At 38.2% G+C, this 23,038-nt stretch carries 22 protein-coding genes; 13 read left to right on the top strand and 9 right to left on the bottom strand.

Annotation, left to right across the window (positions count from 1 at the left end; genetic code table 11):
• Positions 1–63: 63 nt before the first annotated feature.
• The 3 genes from F938_RS22590 to F938_RS22600 all read right to left on the bottom strand — a co-directional run bounded on the left by F938_RS22590 (position 64) and on the right by F938_RS22600 (position 3,153).
• Positions 64–1,035 (bottom strand): esterase/lipase family protein, encoded by a 972-nt coding sequence (locus F938_RS22590; protein WP_005035439.1) that lies wholly within the window; start codon positions 1,033–1,035, stop codon positions 64–66.
• Positions 1,036–1,103: 68 nt separating this feature from the next.
• Complete coding sequence (locus F938_RS22595; protein WP_005035440.1) at positions 1,104–2,087, bottom strand: esterase/lipase family protein; 984 nt, start codon at positions 2,085–2,087, stop codon at positions 1,104–1,106.
• A gap of 31 nt (positions 2,088–2,118) precedes the next feature.
• The gene (locus F938_RS22600; RefSeq protein ID WP_005035442.1) at positions 2,119–3,153 is read right to left on the bottom strand and encodes a lipase secretion chaperone; all 1,035 of its coding nucleotides are present in this window, start codon (positions 3,151–3,153) and stop codon (positions 2,119–2,121) included.
• A 135-nt stretch (positions 3,154–3,288) separates the two neighbouring features.
• On the opposite strand from F938_RS22600, the gene truB reads away from it, so the two are divergent.
• The 3 genes from truB (at position 3,289) to F938_RS22615 (ending at position 5,682) form a co-directional block, all read left to right on the top strand.
• Entirely contained in the window at positions 3,289–4,194 is a 906-nt protein-coding gene (gene truB, locus F938_RS22605) for a tRNA pseudouridine(55) synthase TruB (protein ID WP_005035446.1), read from the top strand.
• 82 nt (positions 4,195–4,276) lie between these two features.
• A complete protein-coding gene (locus F938_RS22610; protein WP_005035448.1) occupies positions 4,277–5,044 on the top strand; it encodes a sulfite exporter TauE/SafE family protein in 768 nt (255 codons plus the stop codon).
• A 176-nt stretch (positions 5,045–5,220) separates the two neighbouring features.
• The gene (locus F938_RS22615) at positions 5,221–5,682 is read left to right on the top strand and encodes a hemerythrin domain-containing protein (RefSeq protein ID WP_004826456.1); all 462 of its coding nucleotides are present in this window, start codon (positions 5,221–5,223) and stop codon (positions 5,680–5,682) included.
• 118 nt (positions 5,683–5,800) lie between these two features.
• On the opposite strand, the gene F938_RS22620 is transcribed toward F938_RS22615, so the two are convergent.
• Positions 5,801–6,679 carry an EamA family transporter gene (locus tag F938_RS22620; RefSeq protein ID WP_004826457.1) on the bottom strand — a complete coding sequence of 293 codons (879 nt, stop codon included), beginning with the start codon at positions 6,677–6,679 and terminating at the stop codon, positions 5,801–5,803.
• Between the two features lie 169 nt (positions 6,680–6,848).
• Here F938_RS22620 and F938_RS22625 point away from each other — a divergent pair, with 169 nt between their 5' ends.
• The 3 genes from F938_RS22625 to F938_RS22635 all read left to right on the top strand — a co-directional run bounded on the left by F938_RS22625 (position 6,849) and on the right by F938_RS22635 (position 11,268).
• Entirely contained in the window at positions 6,849–8,285 is a 1,437-nt protein-coding gene (locus tag F938_RS22625; RefSeq protein ID WP_005035451.1) for an SEL1-like repeat protein, read from the top strand.
• Between the two features lie 15 nt (positions 8,286–8,300).
• Positions 8,301–9,020 (top strand): metallophosphoesterase, encoded by a 720-nt coding sequence (locus F938_RS22630; RefSeq protein WP_005035454.1) that lies wholly within the window; start codon positions 8,301–8,303, stop codon positions 9,018–9,020.
• Between the two features lie 244 nt (positions 9,021–9,264).
• The gene (locus tag F938_RS22635) at positions 9,265–11,268 is read left to right on the top strand and encodes a PKD domain-containing protein (protein WP_005035457.1); all 2,004 of its coding nucleotides are present in this window, start codon (positions 9,265–9,267) and stop codon (positions 11,266–11,268) included.
• Between the two features lie 43 nt (positions 11,269–11,311).
• On the opposite strand, the gene F938_RS22640 is transcribed toward F938_RS22635, so the two are convergent.
• Both F938_RS22640 and serA read right to left on the bottom strand, forming a co-directional pair.
• Positions 11,312–12,181 (bottom strand): EamA family transporter, encoded by an 870-nt coding sequence (locus F938_RS22640; RefSeq protein WP_005035458.1) that lies wholly within the window; start codon positions 12,179–12,181, stop codon positions 11,312–11,314.
• A gap of 151 nt (positions 12,182–12,332) precedes the next feature.
• On the bottom strand, positions 12,333–13,565 hold the full coding sequence (gene serA / locus F938_RS22645; protein ID WP_005035460.1) for a phosphoglycerate dehydrogenase: 1,233 nt from the start codon (positions 13,563–13,565) through the stop codon (positions 12,333–12,335).
• A gap of 371 nt (positions 13,566–13,936) precedes the next feature.
• Between serA and F938_RS22650 the strand changes: the two genes are divergently transcribed.
• From F938_RS22650 to F938_RS22675, 6 genes are all read left to right on the top strand, one after another.
• Positions 13,937–15,346: an FAD-binding oxidoreductase gene (locus tag F938_RS22650; protein WP_005035462.1), complete on the top strand. Its 1,410-nt coding sequence runs from the start codon at positions 13,937–13,939 to the stop codon at positions 15,344–15,346.
• 138 nt (positions 15,347–15,484) lie between these two features.
• Complete coding sequence (locus F938_RS22655; protein ID WP_005035464.1) at positions 15,485–16,303, top strand: DMP19 family protein; 819 nt, start codon at positions 15,485–15,487, stop codon at positions 16,301–16,303.
• A gap of 78 nt (positions 16,304–16,381) precedes the next feature.
• On the top strand, positions 16,382–16,753 hold the full coding sequence (locus F938_RS22660) for a hypothetical protein (protein WP_004826467.1): 372 nt from the start codon (positions 16,382–16,384) through the stop codon (positions 16,751–16,753).
• A gap of 55 nt (positions 16,754–16,808) precedes the next feature.
• Positions 16,809–17,906 (top strand): D-alanine--D-alanine ligase, encoded by a 1,098-nt coding sequence (gene ddlA / locus F938_RS22665; RefSeq protein WP_005035467.1) that lies wholly within the window; start codon positions 16,809–16,811, stop codon positions 17,904–17,906.
• Between the two features lie 268 nt (positions 17,907–18,174).
• A complete protein-coding gene (locus F938_RS22670; protein ID WP_005035469.1) occupies positions 18,175–18,939 on the top strand; it encodes a nucleotidyltransferase domain-containing protein in 765 nt (254 codons plus the stop codon).
• Positions 18,940–18,969: 30 nt separating this feature from the next.
• Complete coding sequence (locus F938_RS22675) at positions 18,970–19,851, top strand: pirin family protein (RefSeq protein WP_005035471.1); 882 nt, start codon at positions 18,970–18,972, stop codon at positions 19,849–19,851.
• A 33-nt stretch (positions 19,852–19,884) separates the two neighbouring features.
• Here the strand turns inward: F938_RS22675 and F938_RS22680 are convergent, their stop codons facing one another.
• Complete coding sequence (locus F938_RS22680; RefSeq protein WP_005035473.1) at positions 19,885–20,277, bottom strand: hypothetical protein; 393 nt, start codon at positions 20,275–20,277, stop codon at positions 19,885–19,887.
• Positions 20,278–20,621: 344 nt separating this feature from the next.
• On the opposite strand from F938_RS22680, the gene craA reads away from it, so the two are divergent.
• Positions 20,622–21,863, top strand: coding sequence for a chloramphenicol efflux MFS transporter CraA (gene craA, locus F938_RS22685; RefSeq protein ID WP_004826478.1), 1,242 nt, complete (start codon positions 20,622–20,624; stop codon positions 21,861–21,863).
• A 59-nt stretch (positions 21,864–21,922) separates the two neighbouring features.
• Here craA and F938_RS22690 read toward each other — a convergent pair whose 3' ends face one another.
• Positions 21,923–22,210 carry a DUF3817 domain-containing protein gene (locus F938_RS22690; RefSeq protein ID WP_005035475.1) on the bottom strand — a complete coding sequence of 96 codons (288 nt, stop codon included), beginning with the start codon at positions 22,208–22,210 and terminating at the stop codon, positions 21,923–21,925.
• A gap of 248 nt (positions 22,211–22,458) precedes the next feature.
• On the bottom strand, positions 22,459–23,013 hold the full coding sequence (locus F938_RS22695; RefSeq protein WP_005035477.1) for a hypothetical protein: 555 nt from the start codon (positions 23,011–23,013) through the stop codon (positions 22,459–22,461).
• Positions 23,014–23,038: the final 25 nt, after the last annotated feature.

The raw sequence follows: 23,038 nt of genomic DNA on the forward strand, positions 1-23,038 counted from the left end.
AAATCAAACATAAATAAAATCTACTGTTGTTGACCTCACAGTAAATATTTTAGATTAGAAATATTATAAGCCTTCTAATTTCAAGCGATTGGCTTGTTGGCGAAATTGATCAACTGGATTCGGTGAAAATAATCCGCGTAACCCTAAAATTTGATTGACCTCATCCAAGTGGGTTTGATCATAATTATCTCGAATCACTTGTCCTAAATGGGTATTGCAACGAGTGACTAAGCCATCATTATCTAGATTTTTATATGACAAAGGTGCAAGGGTAGAAATTGCAGCATCAGTCAGATCAAGAACATTGGTCAATTGTGCTTTACCCGTCCATGAATAATGGTAGACACCATTTGAAGTCACTTTTTGCCCCTGACCACAATCTTTGGGAATCGCTGCACTTGGATATTTTGCATTAAATTCAGCTGAACCTTTTTCACTAATACTTTGTAAAGAACGATTTAAGCTGTTGGGTAATGATGGATTATTTTCCAGTAAGGTAATCACCGGCGCTAAAATATATTGACTTACAACGGTTAACAGCGCACTCGCGCCTTGATTACTCAATATATCATCTGCAACTTTAGAGCCTTTTATCGTTCCTGCAACAGCAGTTAAAGATGCTACTTTGGAAGGTGCAACGATTTCAATATAACGAATGGTTGGACCACCATGACTATGTCCAATGAGATTCACTTTGGCTGATCCTGTTAATGCCAAAACCTCATCAACTTGTTGTAAAAGTTGCTCACCACGAACCTCAGTGCTTTCTAAAGGAGAAACCTGTGTTGCATAGACCTTCGCACCATTTCGAGCAAGATCGGGGAGCACCTGATAAAAATAATCTAAGCCAAATGATGATGTACCAAGCCGAGTGAAACCAAACATGCCATGGTTAAATACGATTGGATATTTGGTTTTTGCATAGTCAGAACTGACATAGGTTGGAGTGACAGTTTGTAGCCCTGATGCTGAGACTGTCATTCCACTGAGTCCGAGGACGAGACCCAGCCCGAGTGAACCGATCTTTAATTTCATTTTAAATACTCTTTTTGTTTTAACTGGATAAATAACCCACAATTTCTAGAATTGTAAGTTGGTGTAGATTACAGTCCTTGTAACTTCAAACGATTGGCATGCTGTCGATATAAGGCTACGGGATCTTGTGAGAACCAACCTCGTAAACCAAACATCATATTGGCTAAATCGGTATGATTTAAATCGTAATTATCTCTAATCACTTGCCCAATATGCGTACTACAGCGCGGTACCATGCCGTCATTATCAGTGTTGCCGTACACTAAGGGGGCAAGTTGCATTAATAGGGTATCGATATCTAATAAATTTGTGGTTTGCGCAGTTCCTCCCCAAGAGTAATAATGAATTCCATTTTCTACTTTCGCACCCGTTTTATTACAATCTGTGGCGAGTGCAGTTGTTGGAAATTTGCTGTTAAATGTAGAAGAGCCTGTTTCTGAGAGCGATTTCATCGAGGCATCAAAGTTAATCGCTAAATCTGGATTTTCCTGTGCCCATGTGATCAGTGGACCAACAATATATTGTCCCAAAATATTCATCAAAATTTTACTTGCTTGATTATTTTGAATGCTGTCGGCAACACGAGAACCTCGAAAAGTTCCACCTACACCCGTGATAGACGCGACATATTGAGGTTTAACCGCTGCAACATAGCGGATAGTTGGACCGCCATGACTGTGTCCAATCAAGTTGACTTTGTCCTTTCCTGTGAGTGCTAAAACCTCTTCTACTTGAGTGATCAGTTGTTCTCCACGCACTTCAGTGGTATTGGCAGGAGACAATTGTGCTGCAAATACTGTTGCACCATTACGCGCCATGTCGGGTAAGATCTGATACCAATAGTCAATATTAAAACGCTCATTTCCGATTCGAGACCATCCGAGCCAACCATGTGTCATGACTATAGGATATGCAGTTTTTGCATAATCTGATTTGATTGTATCTTTGATTTGCAAAATGCCTGGAGATGCCTGTGTCAAGCTGGCTAAACCAAGTCCCAACACACAGCATATACTGAGCCCCAAACGATTTTTTATTGTCCTGTTTTTCATTTTTTTTCCTGTTATGTCACAATTTTATTGACTAATTTGCAAACGGTAATTGACCTCCTTGGTCATGTACCGTTTCAAATGTTTGTAATCTAAGTTGTTCTTGTTGATTGGAAAATTGTTGTGATTTGAGTTGTTGTATTGCACTTTGTTTAGCGGAATCACTCATATTGCTGTTGAGAATGGTGTCTCGCTCAGATAAATACTGGTTCACTTTATTTTTCCAGTCACCTCTTTGGACATCTAATGTTTCTAAACGTTGAGTTGCTTCTGGACCAACAAGATTAGTACGCATTTGATGCAGTTCTTGTGCTGAGCCACCGCGTGCTTTAATGTCTGCTGTGAGTTTTCTGAGGTCTTCAAGCTGATTCAGTTGTTGCAGATTTTCTTTCCAATCTTCAGGAAGTTGATCAAACAATGCTTTGAGTTTTTTGGCTTTTTCGCTTGCAGATAAGGATGCGTCATCCATCACAGCCATTCGATCGACGGTATATTGGTCATAGGTATCTTGCGTACCAAATAGACCTTGGATTTCATAATCTGAGAAGAATTTCTTTCTTAAATTTTTGGTATTGTCCACAATCTGTTGATAGTATTTTGCACTTTCCTTGTCCGCATTGGGTGCTTGTAAATCTGCTAATTTACTTCGGTAATCCATGTAGCGTGTCCATAAATCACTCAACTGAGATAGAACAGGCTCTTTATAGCTTGTTTGAAGATAACGCTGGAAATCTGTTTTGATTTGTTCAATTGTTTTTTCACCATACTGGGTAATGAAATATTCAAAACAGTCTTTGGTTTGTTCATTGACAATTAAGCGGTTGGAAGCATCTACTCGAATTTGACAATTAATTTGCGTGTCTTGTTGGCTCTTGCTGGCAAAACTTAGCGCTTCTGATGTTGAAAGCTGAGAAGCGGCAATTTGTCCTTCAGACTGAGTTGTATCGTCCGAAGTCTGATGTGCTTCAGCTGTTTGATGACTGGGTTTAAGCCAGAAAATGACTGCCAAAATCACCACTAAAATAATAAACAACACTATCCCAAGCGTTTTTTTTCTAGATGAATCCATCTAATGTCCTATATTTTTTGTATTTTTATTCAAAAATAATTTGCCATAAAACCGCAAGTTTCAAATATAAAATTTGTAAAAATAGATGAGTGGTTTTTGTTAAAATAACCCATCAACTTATGTATAAAGATCAAGATGTCCTCAAAAGCCCATAAGATTCCACGTCGTCATATCAGTGGTGTATTTTTATTGAATAAACCATTGGGCATTAGTTCAAATGCAGCATTGCAAAAAGTTCGTTGGTTGTATCGAGCACAAAAAGCCGGGCATACAGGTGCACTTGATCCTTTGGCTTCGGGTTTACTGCCGATTTGTTTAGGCGAAGCAACCAAGTTTTCGCATTATTTATTAGATTCGAACAAACGTTATCGTACAACCATTCAGTTGGGGCGCAGTACAACTACAGGTGATGTGGAAGGCGAGGTCTTGTTAGAAAAAGATGTACCTGAATTAAGCCAACCGAATATTGAGCAGGTTTTGAAACAATTCACTGGTGACATACAGCAAATTCCTCCGATGTATTCAGCTTTAAAGAAACAAGGACGCCCATTGTATGAGCTGGCTCGTCAAGGCATTGAAATTGAGCGTGAGGCTCGACCTATCCATATTTTTGCTGTTGAACTTATTGAGTTTACATCGCAGAGCCTGACTTTAGATATCACTTGTTCGAAAGGGACTTATATTCGAGTGCTAGGTGAAGATATTGCCAAAGCATTAGGTACGTATGGGCATTTGACTTATTTACATCGGATTCAGACAGGTCACTTTGATTTAATCCCCGAATATACCATTGAATATTTGGAAAGCTTAACTGAACAAGAGCGAGAAAAGTTGTTGCTTCCTATATATGCACCAATTGATCATTTTTTAAAGGTTCAGGTACCTCAAGGTCGTGCAGAATATTTCTGCCGCGGTATGGAAAGTAATATAGATCATGTTGCAGTCGCAGAAGTGCTTGTATTCGATGGTGAAAAATGTTTAGGGCTGGCTGAAATTACGGATAAGAAGCGCTTAGTACCGAAACGTGTTTTAAATCTTTGATTAGAAATATTGCCTCAAAATTCAGTGGATTGAAGAACGAGCACTGTTCAAATATAGCACCGTTAAAAGATAAGTGAATGTTATGGAATTTGATATTATTCTCAGTTTAGTGTTTTTTGCCTTTTGTGCAGGCGCGATTGATGCTGCTGTCGGAGGTGGGGGACTGATTCAAATTCCTGCTTTGATGGGGGCGTTGCCTCATTATCCGACGGCTACGGTTTTTGGTACTAACAAGCTTGCATCCATTTGTGGAACTGCATCCGCAGCATTTTCTTATTTAAAACAAGTCAAAATTGAATGGAAATTGCTTGCGGTTATCGGGATCACAGCTTTCATCAGTTCATTTGGTGGTGCTGCTTGTGTCTCTTTAATTCCACAGGAAATTTTACGTCCCTTTGTCTTGTTTATGTTGATTGTCATCGCAATCTATACGTTTTTTAAAAAACAGTTTGGGCAAGTACATTTTCAACAGGAAGTCACCCATAAAATGCTGTTGATCGCAGGTATCGGTGGTTTATTGATTGGTTTTTATGATGGAATTTTTGGACCAGGCACAGGCAGTTTCTTTATTTTTTATTTTATTCGTTATTTGAAAGTTGACTTTCTCCATGCTTCGGCACTTTCGAAAATCGGCAATTTCATGACCAATTTTGCAGCATTGAGTTTCTTTATTCCCACAGGGCATGTGCTATTTCAATTGGGCTTAATGATGGCAGTCGCCAATATTTGTGGCTCACTGGTAGGCGTGAAAATGGCGTTGAAATATGGAAGTGGTTTTATTCGAATTTTATTTTTAATTTTAGTCAGTATCTTGATTTGTCGTTTGGGATATCAAATGTTCATGGCTTAAGTTTTATATTCAAAACACCCCACAAAATTTAAGTTTTTTTGATACAAAAAACTCTTAAATTTTGTGGGGCTTTTTTTTGATGCTTTATTTATGATTGATGACTTATTCAGCGAAATTTATCGACTCAATAAAAAAGAAATCAGCGCTCACGTAGAATCAAAAAAAGAGGGATTTTGATGAACATATTCGAGGCTTTACGAGAAAGCCACAGGATTCAGAAGGATTTGTCTGAACAGCTCATTCATACATCAGGTGATACACCTGAACGACGGAAAATTTTTAATTTACTCAAAAATGAACTATTTGCACATGCAGTTGCTGAGGATCGTTATTTTTATAGTCCGTTAATGATGACGGATTCAGGTTTAAATATTACACGTTTGGCGCTTGCTGAATATCAAGAAATGGAGGCGATCTTAGATTCTTTAGAACAAACTGATTTTAGTCATTCACGTTGGTTGGTGTTGGCAAAAAGGTTATCAGATACTGTTGCAGGGCACATCTACCAGAAAGAGCAAAATTTTTTTATGAAAGCAGGGAAAATTTTAGATGAAAATCAGAAAATAACCTTAGCGAAAAAATATTTGTCAGAGTATAAAAAATATAAAGCAAAAGAAATAATGCGTTTGATTGGGTGATCCTACTCAATTCACCTGATCGTAACCACTAAGATTTGATTAAAATCAATTCGACTTAGCTTGACGCTAGATCTTCATACATTGGATAGGGCACGCTTAAAACAATGACTGAAAAAGATCAGTCATTGTTGAGTGCTGCTGGATTTCGTGCAGAACGGAAGGTTACCCCTACAGACGCGGTCATGATACAAATTAAAGCAATAATTTGCCATGTTGTAATATGTTCATTGAGTAAAACCATTCCAGCAATTGCTGCCAGAGCCGGGGATAAGCTGGACAAGGTACCATAGCTCATTTTACTGAGTTGTTTGAGTGCCAGTAGATCTAAAGCATAAGGGATTGCTGTTGCCAAAAGCGCAATCAGTAAGGCTTTACCCCAATATTGAGTTTGTAATAAAGCCTGTGAATCATGTACTGCGCTGATTGGTAACATCACCAGTGCCGAGAGAACAATCGCAATACTGAGCGCATGCATACCTATATTTTGGCGAACCACTTTCTGTCCAAAGTAAATATAACTTGCCCAGCAAATACCCGCACCAAGCGCAAATGCTGCACCAAGATAAGAAAAGTTATGCGCATTGGCATCATGCCAAGGCACCATCAAGGCGATACCTATGATGGCGAGGAATACCCAAATATAATCACTTTTTTGTTTAATCGAGAGTAGTGCTAATGTCAGTGGACCTAAAAACTCGAGTCCAACAGCAATCCCTTGCGGTAATTTGCCTAAAGATGCATAGAACAATACATTCATCAGACATACGGAACCACTATAATATAAAAGTTCTTTCCATCTTAGATAAGGTAAACGTTTGATAATTTTCCATGAACGGAACATCAAAATAATTAAAATGGAAGCAAAACATAACCTTAGAGTCACGACCGTAATGGGATCTAAAACTTCAAACAACTGTTTGGCAAATGAAGCACTGATTTGATAAGCCACCATAGATAAAACCATGAAAAGCACAGCAGTGAGTTGAGAGTTTGGCATGTTTATGGTGTAAAAAAGAATTGGATAGATTTTAACACTTTCTTAAATTTATTTTGGTATTTCGTAAATATATGAATATTCATTTAATATTTTGCTTTGAGATTATGGGTACTCCTCTGTAAGATGTGAAAGATTATACTTGCAATGGCACATGTGTTAGGAATAAAAGATGTCAGAACATACGAACAATACTGAAAATATAGCCTTAAATGGGGCGCAACATTCACAAGCAGAAGCTTGGTATATCGAAGTCCTCAAATTAGAACAACAAGGCTTTGCCCAAACTGAACAAGAGGCTCAGGCACGTGTGGATTTGTTGGTCAATGCATCGAATCAAGACTTTGCGCCCGCAAGTACCTTGTTAGGTCAGTGGCATGTCTTGGGACGTTATTTAAACCAAAGTATTCCTTCCGCCATTCTTTTTTTTCAACATGCCGCAAAGCTTAATCATGGTTTAGCACATTTAGAGCTCGCTTATCTTGGATTGAACCATGCAAGCGATCAGTTGACTCAGGCACAAGCATTGATGCACTTGCAACAAGCTGTCCAATTGAACCATCCAGATGCAATTTTTGTCTATGCACAACAACAACTTGCACAAGATCCGCAAACTGCTTACCAATTGCTTTTAGACAATTATTTAAAAAACCAGCATCAAAATAGCTTGAAGTTTTGTGTCGAGTTTTCTGGATTTGACCCGATCAAAGTACAAAATGAATTACTCAAAATTGCTGAAAAAGATCATTTTGCCTGTGCCTTATTGGCATTTAGTTATTTCACGCAGCACAATCTAGATGCTGCTTTCAAATATGCTGAAATTGCTCAACAACACAATGATCCTTTTGGTTGTTATGTTCGTGCTTTAGTTGAGCAACAACGTGGTCAAGGTGATGCCACGCTTGCTCAAGAGTTTTTACTCAAAGCTGCGAAAAATGGACATATTGAGTCGGCTTACTTAGCCGCAGTAAACTTGCTGAAAAACGCTGAAAATGCCAAGACTGAACAAAAACACCAAGAATATGCCACACTGGCTGTTGAATTATTATCACATGCAGCAGTTGCCGGGCATGTACCCGCACAATATTCGCTAGCCCAATGTTTACGTTATGGTTTAGGTACTGAAAAAAATCTGGATCAAGGTGTTTCTTGGTTAGAAAGAGCAGCAATGCAAAATCATCCGGATGCACAATTTGAACTGTCTATGTTATTGCCTTTGGAACATGAACATCACTTACCCTTATTAAATGCTGCGGCAGATAAAGGGCATATTCAGGCGATGCTGTGTATGTCGATTTTTGAACAGCGTCAAGACAATGCTCAAGGAGCACTAGATTGGTTAAATAAGGCAAAAGAACTCCAAGTACCACGTGCATTTTTTCTACTCGGACAAATGTATCGAGAGGGTAAATGTGTTGATGTTGATTTGAGTCTAAGTGCAGATTTATTTAAACAGGCAGCGGATCATGGTGATATAGATTCTTATTTCGAACTGTTTAAAATTTATAAAGATGGAATCGGTGTACGAAAAAATAAGAAAACAGCCAGTAAATATCTAGATTTAGCAAAAGAAAATCAGCATATTGAAGCGGCATCTATTGAGTTCTAAATCAAAGTTCAGCAGATGAATGATTTATCACATCGCATTTTTGCACATGTAGAGACATATATTCACCATACAGGTCGCTTATTTGTGGTGGGGGATATTCATGGTCACTATGATGCATTGATGCAAAAATTGGCAGATGTGCGCTTTGATTTTCAAACTGATGTGCTAATTGCTGTAGGTGATCTTGTTGATCGAGGTCCTGAGAGTCTGAAATGTTTGAATTTAATTGATGAGCCGTGGTTTAAAAGCATCCTCGGCAATCATGAGGAAATGTGCATTTTATCCCATGTCGATCCCCTGATGAAAAATCTGCACGCCCAACATGGGGGTGAATGGTTTTATGCTTTAAGTTTGCAACAACAAAAACAAGTGATTGAGAAGCTGGAAACATTACCTGTACTTTTAGAAGTCATACATCAAAACAAAAAATATGGTTTTGTGCATGCAGATATTGATCTTAATGATTGGGAAGCTTTTAAATTATCGACAAAAGCGAAAAGTAGAGAGTTGGCACTTTGGGGGAGAGGACGAATTAAAAATAAACGCTTTATGCGTTATTCGAATGTTAAAGGGGTTGAGCAGGTTTTTCTGGGGCATACTGTGGTTGATTATGTGACAAAGAAGCACAATTGCTATTTTCTCGATACGGGTGCTTGTTTTGGGCGTGAATTAACACTTGTTGAAATAGATTGCCAGCTTCCTATAGAAAAACAGCAACGTGTAATCAAATCTTAATCCAATAAAATTCTATGTTGTTTTAAATCAACTTCATTTTAGAATCACTCGTAATATTAATCATCTCATTACACTTTATGACTCTATTGATTGAAATTTATTGTTATTTTGTTGAATAAGTTAGGTACATCATAAGAAAAATAGCATCAAATTTTTGAAATAAAATGCCTATATCGAAAAATAAATACATACTAAACTTAATTTTGTTAAGTGTGTCACAAAATTAGTAAAAAAGGCGATTAAAATGAAAAACTATATAAAATGGGTACTTTTGGCATTCATTGGTCTATTTTTGGTTGCATGTAAGCCGACCGCTAAATTTGAATATAGTCCTGTTGCACCAAGTACAGGCGAAATTGTCAAATTTGATGCGACGAAAAGTACGGTATATAAAGCAAAAGAAGGCAATGCAATCCGCACGTATGCTTGGAATTTTGGTGATGGTACTCAGGGAACGGGTGCCACAGTTGAACATACTTATACGCAAGTGGGGCAATATACAGTGACATTGAATGTCACCGATCTTGCGGGACAAACCAGCTCCACCACACAAAAAATAAAAGTAAAACAGGGTGCAATCACAACCAATAAACAAGTTGCAATTCTGGTTCAAACTGTTAATGGCACATCCATTCCTGATGCAGATGTTACCATACTAGGGCAGCGTATAAAAACGGATCAAAATGGTCGTGCAAGTTTGAACCTTATACTGCCTCAAGCGACAAAAACAGTGGTCGCTCAGTTTGAAAAAGCCGGTTTTATTGGTCAGTCCATCGTGTATGAGGTGGCAAATTTAAAAGCACTATCTGTAAATTTATTGGCGATCAAACAGGTTGTCCCTGTATCTGAAATTTCTATGGCTCAAGTGATTCAATCTCAAAATTTGGGTGCAACCATTACGATTCCTGCAAACGCTTTTGTAAAAAATAATGGTGAGTTGGCAACGGGTGCAGTAAATGTCGAATTTACACCTTGGGATATCACCAATGCTGATCTAAATGCGATGCCTGCCAATGGCGTGGCAAAAGATGCTCAAGGTAACATTGTTGACCTGATTAGCGCAGGGATGATTACCGCAACATTTAAAGATGCCAATGGTCAGCAACTACAACTTGCCAATGGGAAAACAGCAGATATTCAAATGAATTTACCTGTAAAAAGTCTCAATAACCAAGAAATGAAAGCTGGAACTGAAATTCCTATGTGGTATTTCGACGAAAGCAGTGGATTGTGGATTGAGGAAGGTAAAGGTCAAGTCATTACATCAAATCAATCTGCTACAGGTCTTGCTGTACATGCGACAGTGCGTCATTTTTCGACATGGAACTGGGATTTAAAATTTGAAAATGCGGGTTCAGTCTTTGTCCAGTGTCAATCTAGTGGAGAGGCGATTCCATGTTATGTCACGGCAAAAATCACCCTAAATGATGGTTCTGCTTTAACCAAATCAAATACTGTTGCTAAAGAAGGCTTAACCGTAGTGAATATGCCTTCAAGCGGTACAATTTATTGGTCAGCCAAAGACCTCACAGGTACGTTGTTGGGAGAAAAAACTTCAACAACCGCAGGTAATGTGATCATTGATCTCGGAAAACCGACGACGGATCATTTTATAAAATGTGAGCTTCCTAATGGCACAGCACTGTCCTGCTCTGGAAAAATAAATGAGAAGTTTGACTTTTCTGTAGCGCAAGATGGCGGACGCTTGATCACAGGTATAAACGATTCAGATGGACAGTTGGACTGGTCAGCACAAAGCGCTTTAATTTTTGAAACCAATCAATGGGTACGTTACAAAGGTAAACAAGTTTCAGGTTTGAATGGTAATGTGAATATTGTTTTGACTGATCGTGAAGTTGTTTACAGCAGTAGTAAAGGTTTAACTTTCCCTGCCGTTTGTACCAGTTTGATTGATTCTTCAAATGGACCCATTGAACCTAATGGCAATTGGGAAGTTATGCCTGAATTAATTGGAAAGTCTTGCAATATAGAAATTACGGTATATGGCTTAGATGGTGTAGAGGAGGAAACCTTAACGTTTAATGCTATTTATGGAAAACCAGTACAAATTCAACTACCAAATCAATATTCAGGTTTTCTTGCAAGTGGAAAAGGTCCTATTGCTTATTTAAGTATTTATGCATTGATACAAGACAATGGGCAAGAATGGGTTGAGCGAATTGGTTTTGAATCTGAGCCTGATCAGGATGCCATGATCAAACTATTGATGGGTGCACCTGACTGGTAGTTTTTAAATAAAACTCATTAAAACCACCTTTCGAGGTGGTTTTTTAGATTTGCTTTCTTTTTTGGGCAGTCACTGTACAGCCAATTGAAGCACTGATAATGGTGGCTAAAGCTAACCATTGTGTCCATAACAATTGTTCACCTAAGAAAATAAACCCAGAGAATGCTGCAATTGCAGGCTCAAGACTCATCAGTGTCCCAAAACTTAAAGCGGATAAATTTCTTAAAGCAATCATTTCCAAAGAGAACGGCAAAGCACTTGCCAAAATAGCCAATGTAATAAAATAGACTAAATTCGATGGCTGAAAAATTTCAATCGGCATCCCTGAGAACAAGGCAATCGGTAGTAAACACAGTGTTCCCACAAACATGCCCAAACATACGGTGTGATTTCCCGAAACACCAGAGGGACGTTGCCCAGCAACAATATAAACAGCCCAACATGCACCAGCAGCTAAGGCAAAAGCAATTCCAACAGGATCAAGGTGATGTTGTGCTTGGTCAAAAGGAAACAATAAAACTAAGCCGAGAATTGCAAGCCCGACCCAAATAAAATCAAATTTTCGACGCGCATGGAAAAGTGCAACACTCAGTGGACCGATAAATTCAAAAGCGACAGCAATGCCCAACGGAATACGGTGAATAGACAGATAAAATAAAGCATTCATTCCAGCAAGTGCCAAACCGTAACTGATAATAGATGACCATTTGACTTGCTTTAAATTGACCTGCCAGATTTTAAAAATGACAGCTAGAATCAATCCACCTAAAAGCAGACGCATCGCAGAAATCGTCAATACTGGAAATTGTTCAAACAGTGTTTTGGCAAGAGCACCGCTACTTTGCACACTGATCATGGCAAAAAACAGTAAAGCGATCGCTTGTAGATGTGGTGCATTTTTTAAATTGAGCATGCTATGAAATACTTAGAATAAGGATGATATGTATTAAGAATTTGAATTTTTAACGAAGTGCAGTCTTAGAGATGATTGTACATTTGATCTGAAGTAATGACCAATAAAAAAACCACAGGAATGTTCCTGTGGTTTTTCAAGCTTAATAGCCTTAGAACAATACGCGAACGCGGATTGTACCTTCAACTTCATGAAGAGTATCAAGCGCTTCTTGAGATGCAGTTGCGTCTACATCCATTACCAAGTAACCAACGTCACCTTTAGTCATTAAAGACTGACCAGAAATGTTGATTCCATGTTCAGCGAACAGGTTGTTGATCTTAGAAAGAACACCCGGTACGTTTTTATGAATATGCAGTAAACGGTGTTTCCCTTCAGTCAATGGAAGAGCAATTTCAGGGAAGTTTACAGCAGATAAAGTCATACCTTTATCTGAGTAAGCAACAAATTTCTCTGCAACTTCTAAACCGATATTGGCTTGAGCTTCCATCGTTGATCCACCAACGTGTGGTGTAAGGATCACATTGTCTAAGCCACGAAGAGGAGAAACAAATTCTTCACCATTGGCTTTCGGCTCTTTCGGGAATACATCTACTGCTGCACCAGCAATATGACCAGATTTGATCGCATCCGCTAAATCTTCAATAACAACACATGTACCACGTGCTGCATTGAGGAAGATTGAACCTTCTTTCATTTTTGCAAATTGATCTTTTGCAAAGAAATTACGTGTTGAAGGAACATCTGGAACATGTAAAGTAACCACATCAGCATTGGCAAGTAATTCATCTAAAGAACCAACTTGGCGTGCATTACCCATAGGAAGCTTGGTCACAGCATCATAATAAATCACATGCATACCCATGCTTTCAGCCAAAACTGAAAGTTGTGAACCAATTGAGCCGTAACCCACGATACCTAAAGTTTTTCCACGTGTTTCAAACGAGCCGACAGCTGACTTGTTCCAACCACCACGGTGTGTAGATGCAGATTTAGCAGGTACACCGCGAAGTAAAAGAATCGATTCTGCAAGAACAAGTTCTGCAACTGAACGAGTATTTGAATATGGTGCGTTAAATACAGGAATACCACGAATCATGGCTGCATTTAAATTCACTTGGTTTGTTCCGATACAGAAACAACCCACTGCGATCAATTTATTCGCAGCTTCAAAGATTTCTTCAGTTAATTGTGTACGGGAACGAATACCAATGAAGTGAGCATCTTTCACCGCTTCTTTCAACGCTTCACCCTCAAGCGCAGTTTTACGGTAATCGATATTGGTATATCCAGCAGCATTTAATGTGTCGATCGCGTTTTGGTGAACGCCTTCTAACAACAAGAAACGAATTTTATCTTTAGGTAGTGAAAGATGTTGGCTCATTACGGCTCCGCTACAAAGGCCAAATTTAGTCGCAATATGATACCATAGACCTTGTTCTATAGATATTTTGATTGTGACACTACAGTGGATATTTTATCTACGATTTCTGATAAGCATTATTCAAAAATCAAATGAAATGCTAATGCATTGATTTTTATCATGCTTGCTGATGGCTTTATATACAAAGTGTGGATAATGTGAATCAAATCTGTACTTTATCCTGAGCAGTCATCTGGGTAAAATAGTGCTGAAATCGGTGAGATTGAAGATTTAGGCTAAAAAATATGCTGAAAAATTTTCACTGACTGATTTAAAATCTCAAATGTTGTACACGACGCCTTTTATTTACTTCTTGCTAGGTCCGCAAAACGATGAATGCTCCAGTAACGATAGCACCAGAATTATTGACCCAATTGACGCAAATTGTCGGTGAAAACCGAATTAAAACCGATGCGGACAGTTTAGAAAATTGGGGTAAAGATCATACTAAGCATTTCGATCCAAAACCTTCGATTATCGTTTTTCCTTCTAGTACGGAGCAGGTGCAAGCCATTGTTCAATTGGCCAATCAATTTAATGTTGCGATCACACCCTCTGGTGGGCGTACTGGATTATCGGCTGGTGCTGTTGCAGCGAATGGTGAAATTGTCGTGAGCTTCGACAAAATGAACCAGATTTTAGAGTTTTATCCTGCTGATCGTATGGTGCGTATCCAAGCTGGTGTCGTGACTGAGCAATTGCAGAATTATGCTGAAGAACAGGGTATGTATTATCCCGTTGATTTTGCTTCTGCAGGTTCGTCTCAACTGGGTGGAAATATTGGAACCAATGCAGGTGGGATTAAAGTCATCAAGTATGGTATGACACGTAACTGGGTGCTTGGTCTGACAGTCGTGACAGGAAAAGGCGATGTATTGCGTTTAAACAAAGGCATGATCAAAAATGCTACAGGTTATGCAATGCAGCACTTATTCATTGGTGGTGAAGGTACTTTAGGTCTAGTGACTGAAGCTGAAATTAAACTTGAACGTCAACCACATGACTTACAAGTGATGGTACTGGGTGTACCTGATTTTGATGCGATCATGCCAGTATTACATGCTTTTCAAAATAAAATTGACCTCACAGCATTTGAGTTCTTTGGTGAACTTGCGATGCAAAAGGTATTAGACCGTGGTCATGTTCAACGTCCATTTGAAACTGAATGTCCATTCTATGTTTTGCTTGAGTTTGAAGCGCCGTATGAACCGATTATGGATGCGGCGATGGAAATTTTTGAACACTGTATGGAACAAGGTTGGGTACTTGATGGCGTGATGAGCCAAAGTCTCGAACAAGTGCAAAGCTTATGGCGCTTACGTGAAGACATTTCAGAAACGATTGCACCATTTACCCCTTATAAAAATGATATTTCTGTACTGATTACGCATGTTCCTGCGTTTATTAAGGAAATAGATACGATTGTTGCAGAGAATTATCCAGACTTTGAAATTTGCTGGTTCGGGCACATTGGTGACGGCAACCTGCATTTAAATATTTTAAAACCTGCAAATTTGTCGAAAGATGAATTCTTTGCAAAGTGTCAGGTAGTCAATAAATATGTGTTTGAAACAGTGAAGAAATATGATGGTTCGATTTCTGCTGAGCATGGTGTGGGCATGACCAAAAAGCCTTATCTTGATTACACCCGTACTGCTGAAGAAATTGAATACATGAAGGCTTTAAAGAAAGTATTTGATCCAAATGGGATTATGAACCCGGGTAAACTCTTTGATCTTTAAAAGTTTGAACCAAAAACGCTCCTCAGGGAGCGTTTTTTATGGACACACAAAAATAAAAATAAATTTACAGTGTTGTGGTTATTTGTCGTTAAAAATTTGTTATGTTTGTAGCGCTTAAACATTGATAAGAAACTGAAAATGATGCTGATTGATAATATTTTAATTTCTAAACAAAGTTTAGAAAGTGATGATCATTATGATGTGATTATGTCCAATATCGATACATTAAATGGATTATTTGAACACTATATCGAATACGATGAAGTGTCAGCTGAAGCGCTATATAGCTATTTTGTGGATTATTATCTCGCCCAAGTCAATAACGGTGGATTCTCTCAATTTGTGTATAACACGGGGTGGGATGCATTTATGGTGAAGCATGTTCGTGATGGTTTAAAAGCCATGAATGCCACTCAACATTTAGCTTTATTTGAACAAAGCGCTAATTTGATTGAACAATTTTCTGATGAGCAATTTGAACAGTTTTTAGAGGGTGAATATTTTGGTGAGAACCAGCAACGTGATGTACTCAATAGCTTTGATGATAAATTCTTTGCATTGAATGAAAGTGAAGATCTGATTGAAATCAATAGCCAATGGTTAAGACAGCATCCAAAGTTACGAGCAGTGGATGAAGATGAAATATTGACGGTTATTGAACAAGTTTCAGCGAAGATTCCAAATCTGGAACAGCGGAAACAACAGGCAGCTGAAAATCAACCCCGTTATTTTAAAATTATTGAAGAATTGTGTCAGCAGCTTGGTCAAGAGCTGGATCGTATTACTATCGGTGATCCATCGCATCAATATAATGGACAAGAGATTGTCGCTTGGCATTTTCTAACGGAACAAGGGCATTTCTATATGCTGGATTTAGGTGATCAAGCATTGATGTTTGATGATCAAGATCAACAAGTCATTGCTCTCGATATTGCTCATATTGCAGATGAGTCATAAAGTCACAGTTTTTAAATAGTGTAAGTTGAATGTGCATAGCATTATAAAGCGATGCTTTGAGTTTTAAGGATAACCAGAATGAACCGTTTGAGTTTAATTTCAGTATTTTGTTTAGTGACTCTGTCGGGTTGTGCAACAACACAAAATTTAATCAATAAAGTGGGTGGTTCTGAAACGCCATTGAGCCAAGTTTTAAATGAGCGTCCTGATCTGCGCAAAGATTTAGCGACTGTTGAATTACGTCAATATTTTAACCGTGTTGAATCGCCAACAGTCGCTGAGGTGAAATTGACTGAAACGGGTTTGATGGATGATTCAGTTCGTTCAATTCGTACGGTATATAGCTTTAAAAATGTAGATGGTCAGTGGAAACGCATAGACGTACAAAAGGAATATCAGTGTTTACGTGGTAAAAATACCAAGACATTCCAAAAGGCAAAATGTCCTTAATCAATGATTTACCAGGAATTATAGTTTTGAAAAATTAAAAATAGAGAACAACAAAATGGCAAAAACGAGAGTTGGAATAATTTTTGGTGGAAAATCATCAGAGCATCGCGTGTCACTACAGTCAGCACAAAACATCGTGGATGCAATAGATCGGCAAAAGTTTGATCTTAGTTTGATTGGGATAGATCAAGATGGCACTTGGCGTATTTTAGATGCTACACATTATTTAGAATATGGTCACGATCCTAAATTAATTTCTCTTGCCGCACGTGAACAGCAAGATCATTTACAGTCTAAGCCACCTCAAATTTTTGAAATTGAAAATGCACAAGGATTAGCGCCCCTTGATGTTATTTTTCCAATTATTCATGGGACCTTAGGTGAAGATGGTGCATTACAAGGCATGCTTAAAATTTTAGATCTACCATTTGTGGGCTCAGATGTTTTAAGTTCTGCAATTTGTATGGATAAAGATGTTACCAAGCGTTTATTACAAGGTTCTGGTATTGCTGTTGCACCATTTCTAACGATTCATGCTTATGACCTAAATGAGGTAAGTTTCGATGAGGTTCAAACTACTTTAGGTCTTCCTGTATTCGTAAAACCTGCAAATCAAGGTTCTTCCGTCGGGGTGAGTAAAGTTGAAAATGAACAGGAATTTATTGCTGCTTTAGAAAATGCATTTCAATATGACAGCAAAGTATTGATCGAAAAATTTATCAAAGGTCGTGAAATTGAGTGCGGGGTTTTGGGAAATTATTATCCAAGAGCCAGTGTTTGCGGTGAGGTAGTTGTAAAGTCTAGTTTTTATTCTTATGAAGCAAAATATATAGATAATCAATCTTCTGCAGTCGTGATTCCTGCTCCAATTTCAAATGAGCAAAGTAATAAGATCCGTGAGATTTCGATTAAAGCTTTTAAAGTTCTGGGTTGTTTTGGACTTGCACGTGTCGATTTTTTCTTGACTGAAAATGGTGATATTTTTCTGAATGAAGTAAATACTTTGCCAGGGTTTACCAATAACAGTATGTATCCAAAGCTTTGGGAAGCAAGTGGGATCACTTATTCTGAATTAATTACTCAACTCATAGAATTGGCTTTAGAGCGTCATGAAAATTTATTAAGAAATCCAAAATTGGTGTCCAAAGGATAGCTGTTTTTCGCTATTCATATGTTTTATTGAAGAATGGATAAGACATTTGCTTGAGAACGCACCAGATATGATGCGTTTTTAGAATATCAATAGAATCAATTAACGAGAGTGAATTTTTGCTCCCTTGTCTGAGTGATAGTTTCAGTTTAATCAGGCTTCAGCATGCTTAATCAATTCGATAAAAATAGGTATTCAAAAACTAAAGAAAATTCAAAATTCATTGAAATTAATGATATAAAACTTATAGATTACCAAAAATGTGAACATAATGAACATCCAACAAGAAATTCAAAACTTATTCCAAAATCGAGATGAACATCCACTATTTTATATCGAAAGTGGTAGTCGATTATGGGGCATGGCAAGTCCAGACAGCGACTATGATGTGCGTGGTTTCCATTTACCTTCTAAAGCTCAATATTATGATTATCGTCAACATCGTGACTTAATCGAAATCATGGAGGGGGATTTTGACTTTGTTTCATTTGATTTAAATAAGATGTTTGGACTTTTGGCAAAGAGTAATCCTACAGTACTTGAATGGGTACGAGCGCATATTGTCTATTTTAATCAATTTCCTGAGTGGGAAAGCTTTAGAGCAGGTTTGCTGGAACGAATAGACTATAAAGCGCTGTATTATCATTACTTATCGCTAGCGAAAGGCGGTATGCAAGTCATGCAAACGGCAGATAATTTTACTTATAAAAAAGTGTTTTATTCGATTCGTGGTTTGATGTCCGCAGAGTTGGCAACACAACAGATTATGCCTGAACTCCAGATCACGCAGTTGTTCGATCAAATTGATGCCAATGATCCACTCCGTCATTGGGCAGAGGATTATTTAGAAATCAAAAAGCAACAAAAAGAAAAAGCGCAATTACCGGTGATTGAACAAGCGCAGATCTTAAAATTATTGGAAGATAAGATTCAAGCTTTAAATTTAAGGGCAATTGAACCGACCAATGATATTGAAAAATTAAAGCAATATCTCACAGCATATAGCTTCAATTTAAAACAGCATTTTTACGGTTAATGCGTTTACCAATTAGAGAAGATCGACAGTATGAAAACCCTTGCCTTTATTCATCGTAATGATACGCGCTTTGCGATAGGGGATTTTTATCCTGTACTTTCTGTATTTTCATACTATGAATTAGGCAATACCGTCTCTCCCTTTCTGTTACTTGATCACTTGGGACCTGGAGTTTTAAAACCGACCAATTTACACAAAGGCGTGAGTGAACATCCACATCGAGGTTTTGAAACCGTCACGCTGATTTTTGCTGGAGAACTTGAACATCGAGATTCGTCGGGTGGCGGAGGGATCGTTTCTGCAGGCGATGTGCAATGGATGACGGCTGCTTCAGGAGTCCAACATAAAGAAGTGTTTAGTGAGGCATTCTCAAAAACAGGGGGATATTTTGAAATGGTACAGTTGTGGGTGAATTTGCCTGCCAAAGATAAAATGAATCCACCCCGTTATCAAAGTCTGCGCAAAGCGGATATTCCAGTGATTGAACTTAGACATTCCGCAGGAACAGTCAGGGTCATTGCTGGGCATTATGGAAATGCCCAAGGACCAGCCAAAACGCATTCGCCGCTCCAAGTTTTAGACATCGAAGTCCAGCCAGGGCATCGTGTGGTTCTACCTGCGAATATTGGCGACACCACTATGATTTATTTAAGAACTGGTAAAGTTCAATTTCAGCCTGAAGATGAAATTCTCGAAGAACAAGGCTTGGCTGTGATGTCGAGTTTAGGGCAGGATATTGAGATCACCGCTTTACAGCATTGCAAGTTATTGTTGCTGACAGGCAAACCACTTCAAGAGCCGATCAATGGTCATGGTCCATTTGTAATGAACAGCTATGATCAAATTCTTGAAGCATATGATGATATTAAAAATGGTACATTCATCAAGTTTAAAGTGTTAGATGATCAATGACAGCAAGCTCAACGTATAATTTACTGTAAAGTGTTAAATGCCTGTTTGTGGTTTATTTTTTAAACCAATCAGACCTTTGATCAGCAATGCAATTCCAATTCCCACACATAGACCCATCAGGAATTTGCCGAATATACCTAAACCAAGTTCTTTTTGATTGGCTGAGCTAATTGCTTTCGCTGTATCTTCTGCTGAGCCTGTCGCATTGGCTTGAGCGTCCATCATGGCAACAAAACCTGTATCCGTTTTACAGCTTGAGATAATTGAGCCAGAGTTTTCACCATATTTTTTTTGCACTAATTCTTCACATCTGGCTTGATCAGAAGCACTGATATGGGATCCTGAACTCATAAAATAAAGCCCACCACCGACCAGAAGTAAAATAATGCCGATGATGATCAATGAAACTGGATTTTTATTTTTCATTTAATTTATTCATATAGATTTATGTGACATTTAGAGTAGCCTAAGAATATTAAATGTTCAACTTCCTCTCGAAAAATGTCTGTGTTACACTACAAAAACTCAACCCTGTGTGTACTTTCTATAAACTTTTTTATAGTAGGGTTCAGTTATAAATCTCACAAATTTGCTGCAAGCATTACTTTTTTACCTATTGAATTAGACACCTTGTGAATGCGGTGTTGACCCCTTATTCAACGTAAATTCCACAACTTAATATTTAAATTTCAGTGCTTGTCATTGGGATGACGCTTATCTTTAGAAAAATAGTGTCACTCCAGCAAGCCTATAATGATATGTAGAAAACAATGCAAAATTCAGTGCAACAAGAACACACTGCAAGTTTGAGTCGCGCTACGCTCATGTTTCCATTGGCGTTGGTGCTTTTTGAGTTTTCAGTGTATATCGGAAATGATTTGGTTCAGCCTGCTATGCTCGCGATTACCAAGGAATTTGGCGTAAGTAGTGCATGGGCACCGTCGTCGATGTCCTTTTATCTGCTTGGTGGTGCATGTGTCGCAGGCTTATTGGGGCCATTATCTGACCGATTAGGACGAAAAAAAGTCTTATTGGCTGGTGTGGCATTCTTTGTTATCACCTGCTTATTGATCTTACTGACTCATCATATTGAAAGTTTTCTCGCTTTGAGATTTTTACAAGGCTTTGGTTTATCCGTGATTGCAGCGGTCGGTTATGCTGCAATTCAGGAAACTTTTGAAGAACGTGATGCAATTAAAGTCATGGCACTCATGGCTAACATTTCTCTACTGGCGCCGTTAATTGGACCTGTCGTAGGTGCTTTCCTGATTGATCATGTATCGTGGCATTGGGGCTTTATTGGCATTGCATTTTTAGCCTTTCTGAGTTGGTTTGGCTTGAAGGCTAAAATGCCAGCGCGTCGTATCAGTATTCCAAAACAACCCTTGAGTTATATTTGGGATGACTATAAGAAAGTCTTTAAGAATAAGACCTTTATGGGAATGACTTTAGGTCTGCCTATGGTGGCGATGCCTTTAATGCTGTGGATTGCTCTGTCCCCAGTGATGTTGGTTGAAGAACTAGGGCTGACGAGTCTGCAATATGGATTAGCGCAGTTTCCTGTATTGGGCGGGCTGATCTTAGGTAATATTGTGCTGATTCGAGTGATTGATCGTTTGGCGCTTGGAAAAACAGTGTTAATTGGCTTGCCATTGATGCTTTTGGGCACTGTGATTGTGTTCGCAGGTGTGATCTGGCGCGAATATTTTTTATATTGCGTCATTTTGGGCATGACTTTAGTCAGTTTTGGTGAAGGGATCAGTTTCTCCGTGCTGTATCGTTTTGCCTTGATGTCTTCAGAGGTTTCTAAAGGTACAGTTGCCGCTGCTGTTTCAGTCTTGATGATGTTTACCTTTTTCTTTGTCATTGAACTGATACGAATTTTGTACGAGCACTTCCATCTCTGGGCGTATGCTTTGTCATGTTTTGCATTGATTGCGTTATGGTTCACAATTCCACGTGGGTTATTAAAAGCAATTATGAAACAACGTCAGGCAGACGGTATTTTTTAAAATTCAAAAAGCTCCCTCTCCAAAAGGAAAGGGAGCTTTAAAACTGTGCTCAATGGAGATTAAGAAGATTGCGCTTGCTTTAATTTATGATCAAAGACAAAGGGTCCAAAAGGTAAAATTGAAGCGATTAAGCCTAAAATAAACATTTTGAGTGACCATTTTTGCTTTTGACAAACAATGAATAGAACGGCAAGAAAGGCAATAAAGAGTAAGCCGTGTCCCATACCAACGTATTTCACATAGATTGGGTTATCCCAAATATATTTGAGCGGCATTGCAATAAACAGCAGGAGAAGAAAGGAAATCCCTTCAAGAAAACCAACAAGACGTAAAGTTTTGATATTCATGGTCACTTAGTCAAATGAGAATGAATCTTGAGTCTAACCGAATTGTGTTCAAAAGTTGAATATATTTATCACTCTCATCAGTTCCATTAAGTGATGTTATTCAGTGTAAAAAATGACCTCGATCATGTTGTTAAAATATCACAATCGAAAGTCATTATTACACATCAGTTTTTTATGATTTATTGAGAAGTATGCAGAATTGGCATTGCATTAAATCTTTCATCATTCTCGATTTCGATGTTTGTTGATTACTGTGCGGCTTCAAGTGCAGCTTCTTGTTGCTGTTGTTCAAACTCGGAGATATAAACGCAACCCAGATAAGTTTTATTTTCTCCTTCATTGATAACAGGATTGGATTCAGCAAGGGTCAGTTTTCGAACAGACTTTTCAGCGTCTTTGGTCGCAGGATCAGTTTTTACAATTTTTTCGCCTGAAAAATACGGCATATCTTTAAAAAATCGATTTTGAGAAATTTTAAATTTTTCAGCAAGTTCTTTGGTATTGGCATTTTTAAATACAGCCAACATGCCACCAGCAACCAAACTAATTTCATGGCTTGTTTGACCAAAGACTTTGATGGGTTCTTTACTCACATATGAGTAATCTTCCCCTTGTTTGATCCAACCATTCTTTTTTAGATTGTCTTCAAACTCAAAACCTAGACCATAATAATCACTGAGCGTTTTCTTACATTCTAAAAATTGCTCTAAGTTTTGATTAAATTGAGTATCTGCATAACTAGATGTCATGGCACCTAGCGTGAATAAAGCGACGAATAATTGTAAATGCTGTTTAAGTTTCATTTGAACCCTCTCAAATCATGTCGTC

Source organism: Acinetobacter bereziniae LMG 1003 = CIP 70.12 (assembly GCF_000368925.1).
Lineage (GTDB): Bacteria > Pseudomonadota > Gammaproteobacteria > Pseudomonadales > Moraxellaceae > Acinetobacter > Acinetobacter bereziniae.

Excerpts from the sequence above, each read along its gene's own strand:
- F938_RS22595 (WP_005035440.1), bottom strand. The coding sequence starts at position 2,087 with ATGAAAAACAGGACAATAAAAAATCGTTTGGGGCTCAGTATATGCTGT.
- ddlA (WP_005035467.1), top strand. The coding sequence starts at position 16,809 with ATGGCAAAAACGAGAGTTGGAATAATTTTTGGTGGAAAATCATCAGAG.
- F938_RS22600 (WP_005035442.1), bottom strand. The coding sequence starts at position 3,153 with ATGGATTCATCTAGAAAAAAAACGCTTGGGATAGTGTTGTTTATTATT.
- F938_RS22625 (WP_005035451.1), top strand. The coding sequence starts at position 6,849 with ATGTCAGAACATACGAACAATACTGAAAATATAGCCTTAAATGGGGCG.
- F938_RS22655 (WP_005035464.1), top strand. The coding sequence starts at position 15,485 with ATGATGCTGATTGATAATATTTTAATTTCTAAACAAAGTTTAGAAAGT.
- F938_RS22635 (WP_005035457.1), top strand. The coding sequence starts at position 9,265 with ATGAAAAACTATATAAAATGGGTACTTTTGGCATTCATTGGTCTATTT.
- F938_RS22610 (WP_005035448.1), top strand. The coding sequence starts at position 4,277 with ATGGAATTTGATATTATTCTCAGTTTAGTGTTTTTTGCCTTTTGTGCA.
- F938_RS22690 (WP_005035475.1), bottom strand. The coding sequence starts at position 22,210 with ATGAATATCAAAACTTTACGTCTTGTTGGTTTTCTTGAAGGGATTTCC.
- serA (WP_005035460.1), bottom strand. The coding sequence starts at position 13,565 with ATGAGCCAACATCTTTCACTACCTAAAGATAAAATTCGTTTCTTGTTG.
- F938_RS22590 (WP_005035439.1), bottom strand. The coding sequence starts at position 1,035 with ATGAAATTAAAGATCGGTTCACTCGGGCTGGGTCTCGTCCTCGGACTC.
- F938_RS22630 (WP_005035454.1), top strand. The coding sequence starts at position 8,301 with ATGAATGATTTATCACATCGCATTTTTGCACATGTAGAGACATATATT.
- F938_RS22695 (WP_005035477.1), bottom strand. The coding sequence starts at position 23,013 with ATGAAACTTAAACAGCATTTACAATTATTCGTCGCTTTATTCACGCTA.
- F938_RS22620 (WP_004826457.1), bottom strand. The coding sequence starts at position 6,679 with ATGCCAAACTCTCAACTCACTGCTGTGCTTTTCATGGTTTTATCTATG.
- truB (WP_005035446.1), top strand. The coding sequence starts at position 3,289 with ATGTCCTCAAAAGCCCATAAGATTCCACGTCGTCATATCAGTGGTGTA.
- F938_RS22650 (WP_005035462.1), top strand. The coding sequence starts at position 13,937 with ATGAATGCTCCAGTAACGATAGCACCAGAATTATTGACCCAATTGACG.
- F938_RS22615 (WP_004826456.1), top strand. The coding sequence starts at position 5,221 with ATGAACATATTCGAGGCTTTACGAGAAAGCCACAGGATTCAGAAGGAT.
- F938_RS22660 (WP_004826467.1), top strand. The coding sequence starts at position 16,382 with ATGAACCGTTTGAGTTTAATTTCAGTATTTTGTTTAGTGACTCTGTCG.
- F938_RS22670 (WP_005035469.1), top strand. The coding sequence starts at position 18,175 with ATGAACATCCAACAAGAAATTCAAAACTTATTCCAAAATCGAGATGAA.
- F938_RS22680 (WP_005035473.1), bottom strand. The coding sequence starts at position 20,277 with ATGAAAAATAAAAATCCAGTTTCATTGATCATCATCGGCATTATTTTA.
- craA (WP_004826478.1), top strand. The coding sequence starts at position 20,622 with ATGCAAAATTCAGTGCAACAAGAACACACTGCAAGTTTGAGTCGCGCT.
- F938_RS22640 (WP_005035458.1), bottom strand. The coding sequence starts at position 12,181 with ATGCTCAATTTAAAAAATGCACCACATCTACAAGCGATCGCTTTACTG.
- F938_RS22675 (WP_005035471.1), top strand. The coding sequence starts at position 18,970 with ATGAAAACCCTTGCCTTTATTCATCGTAATGATACGCGCTTTGCGATA.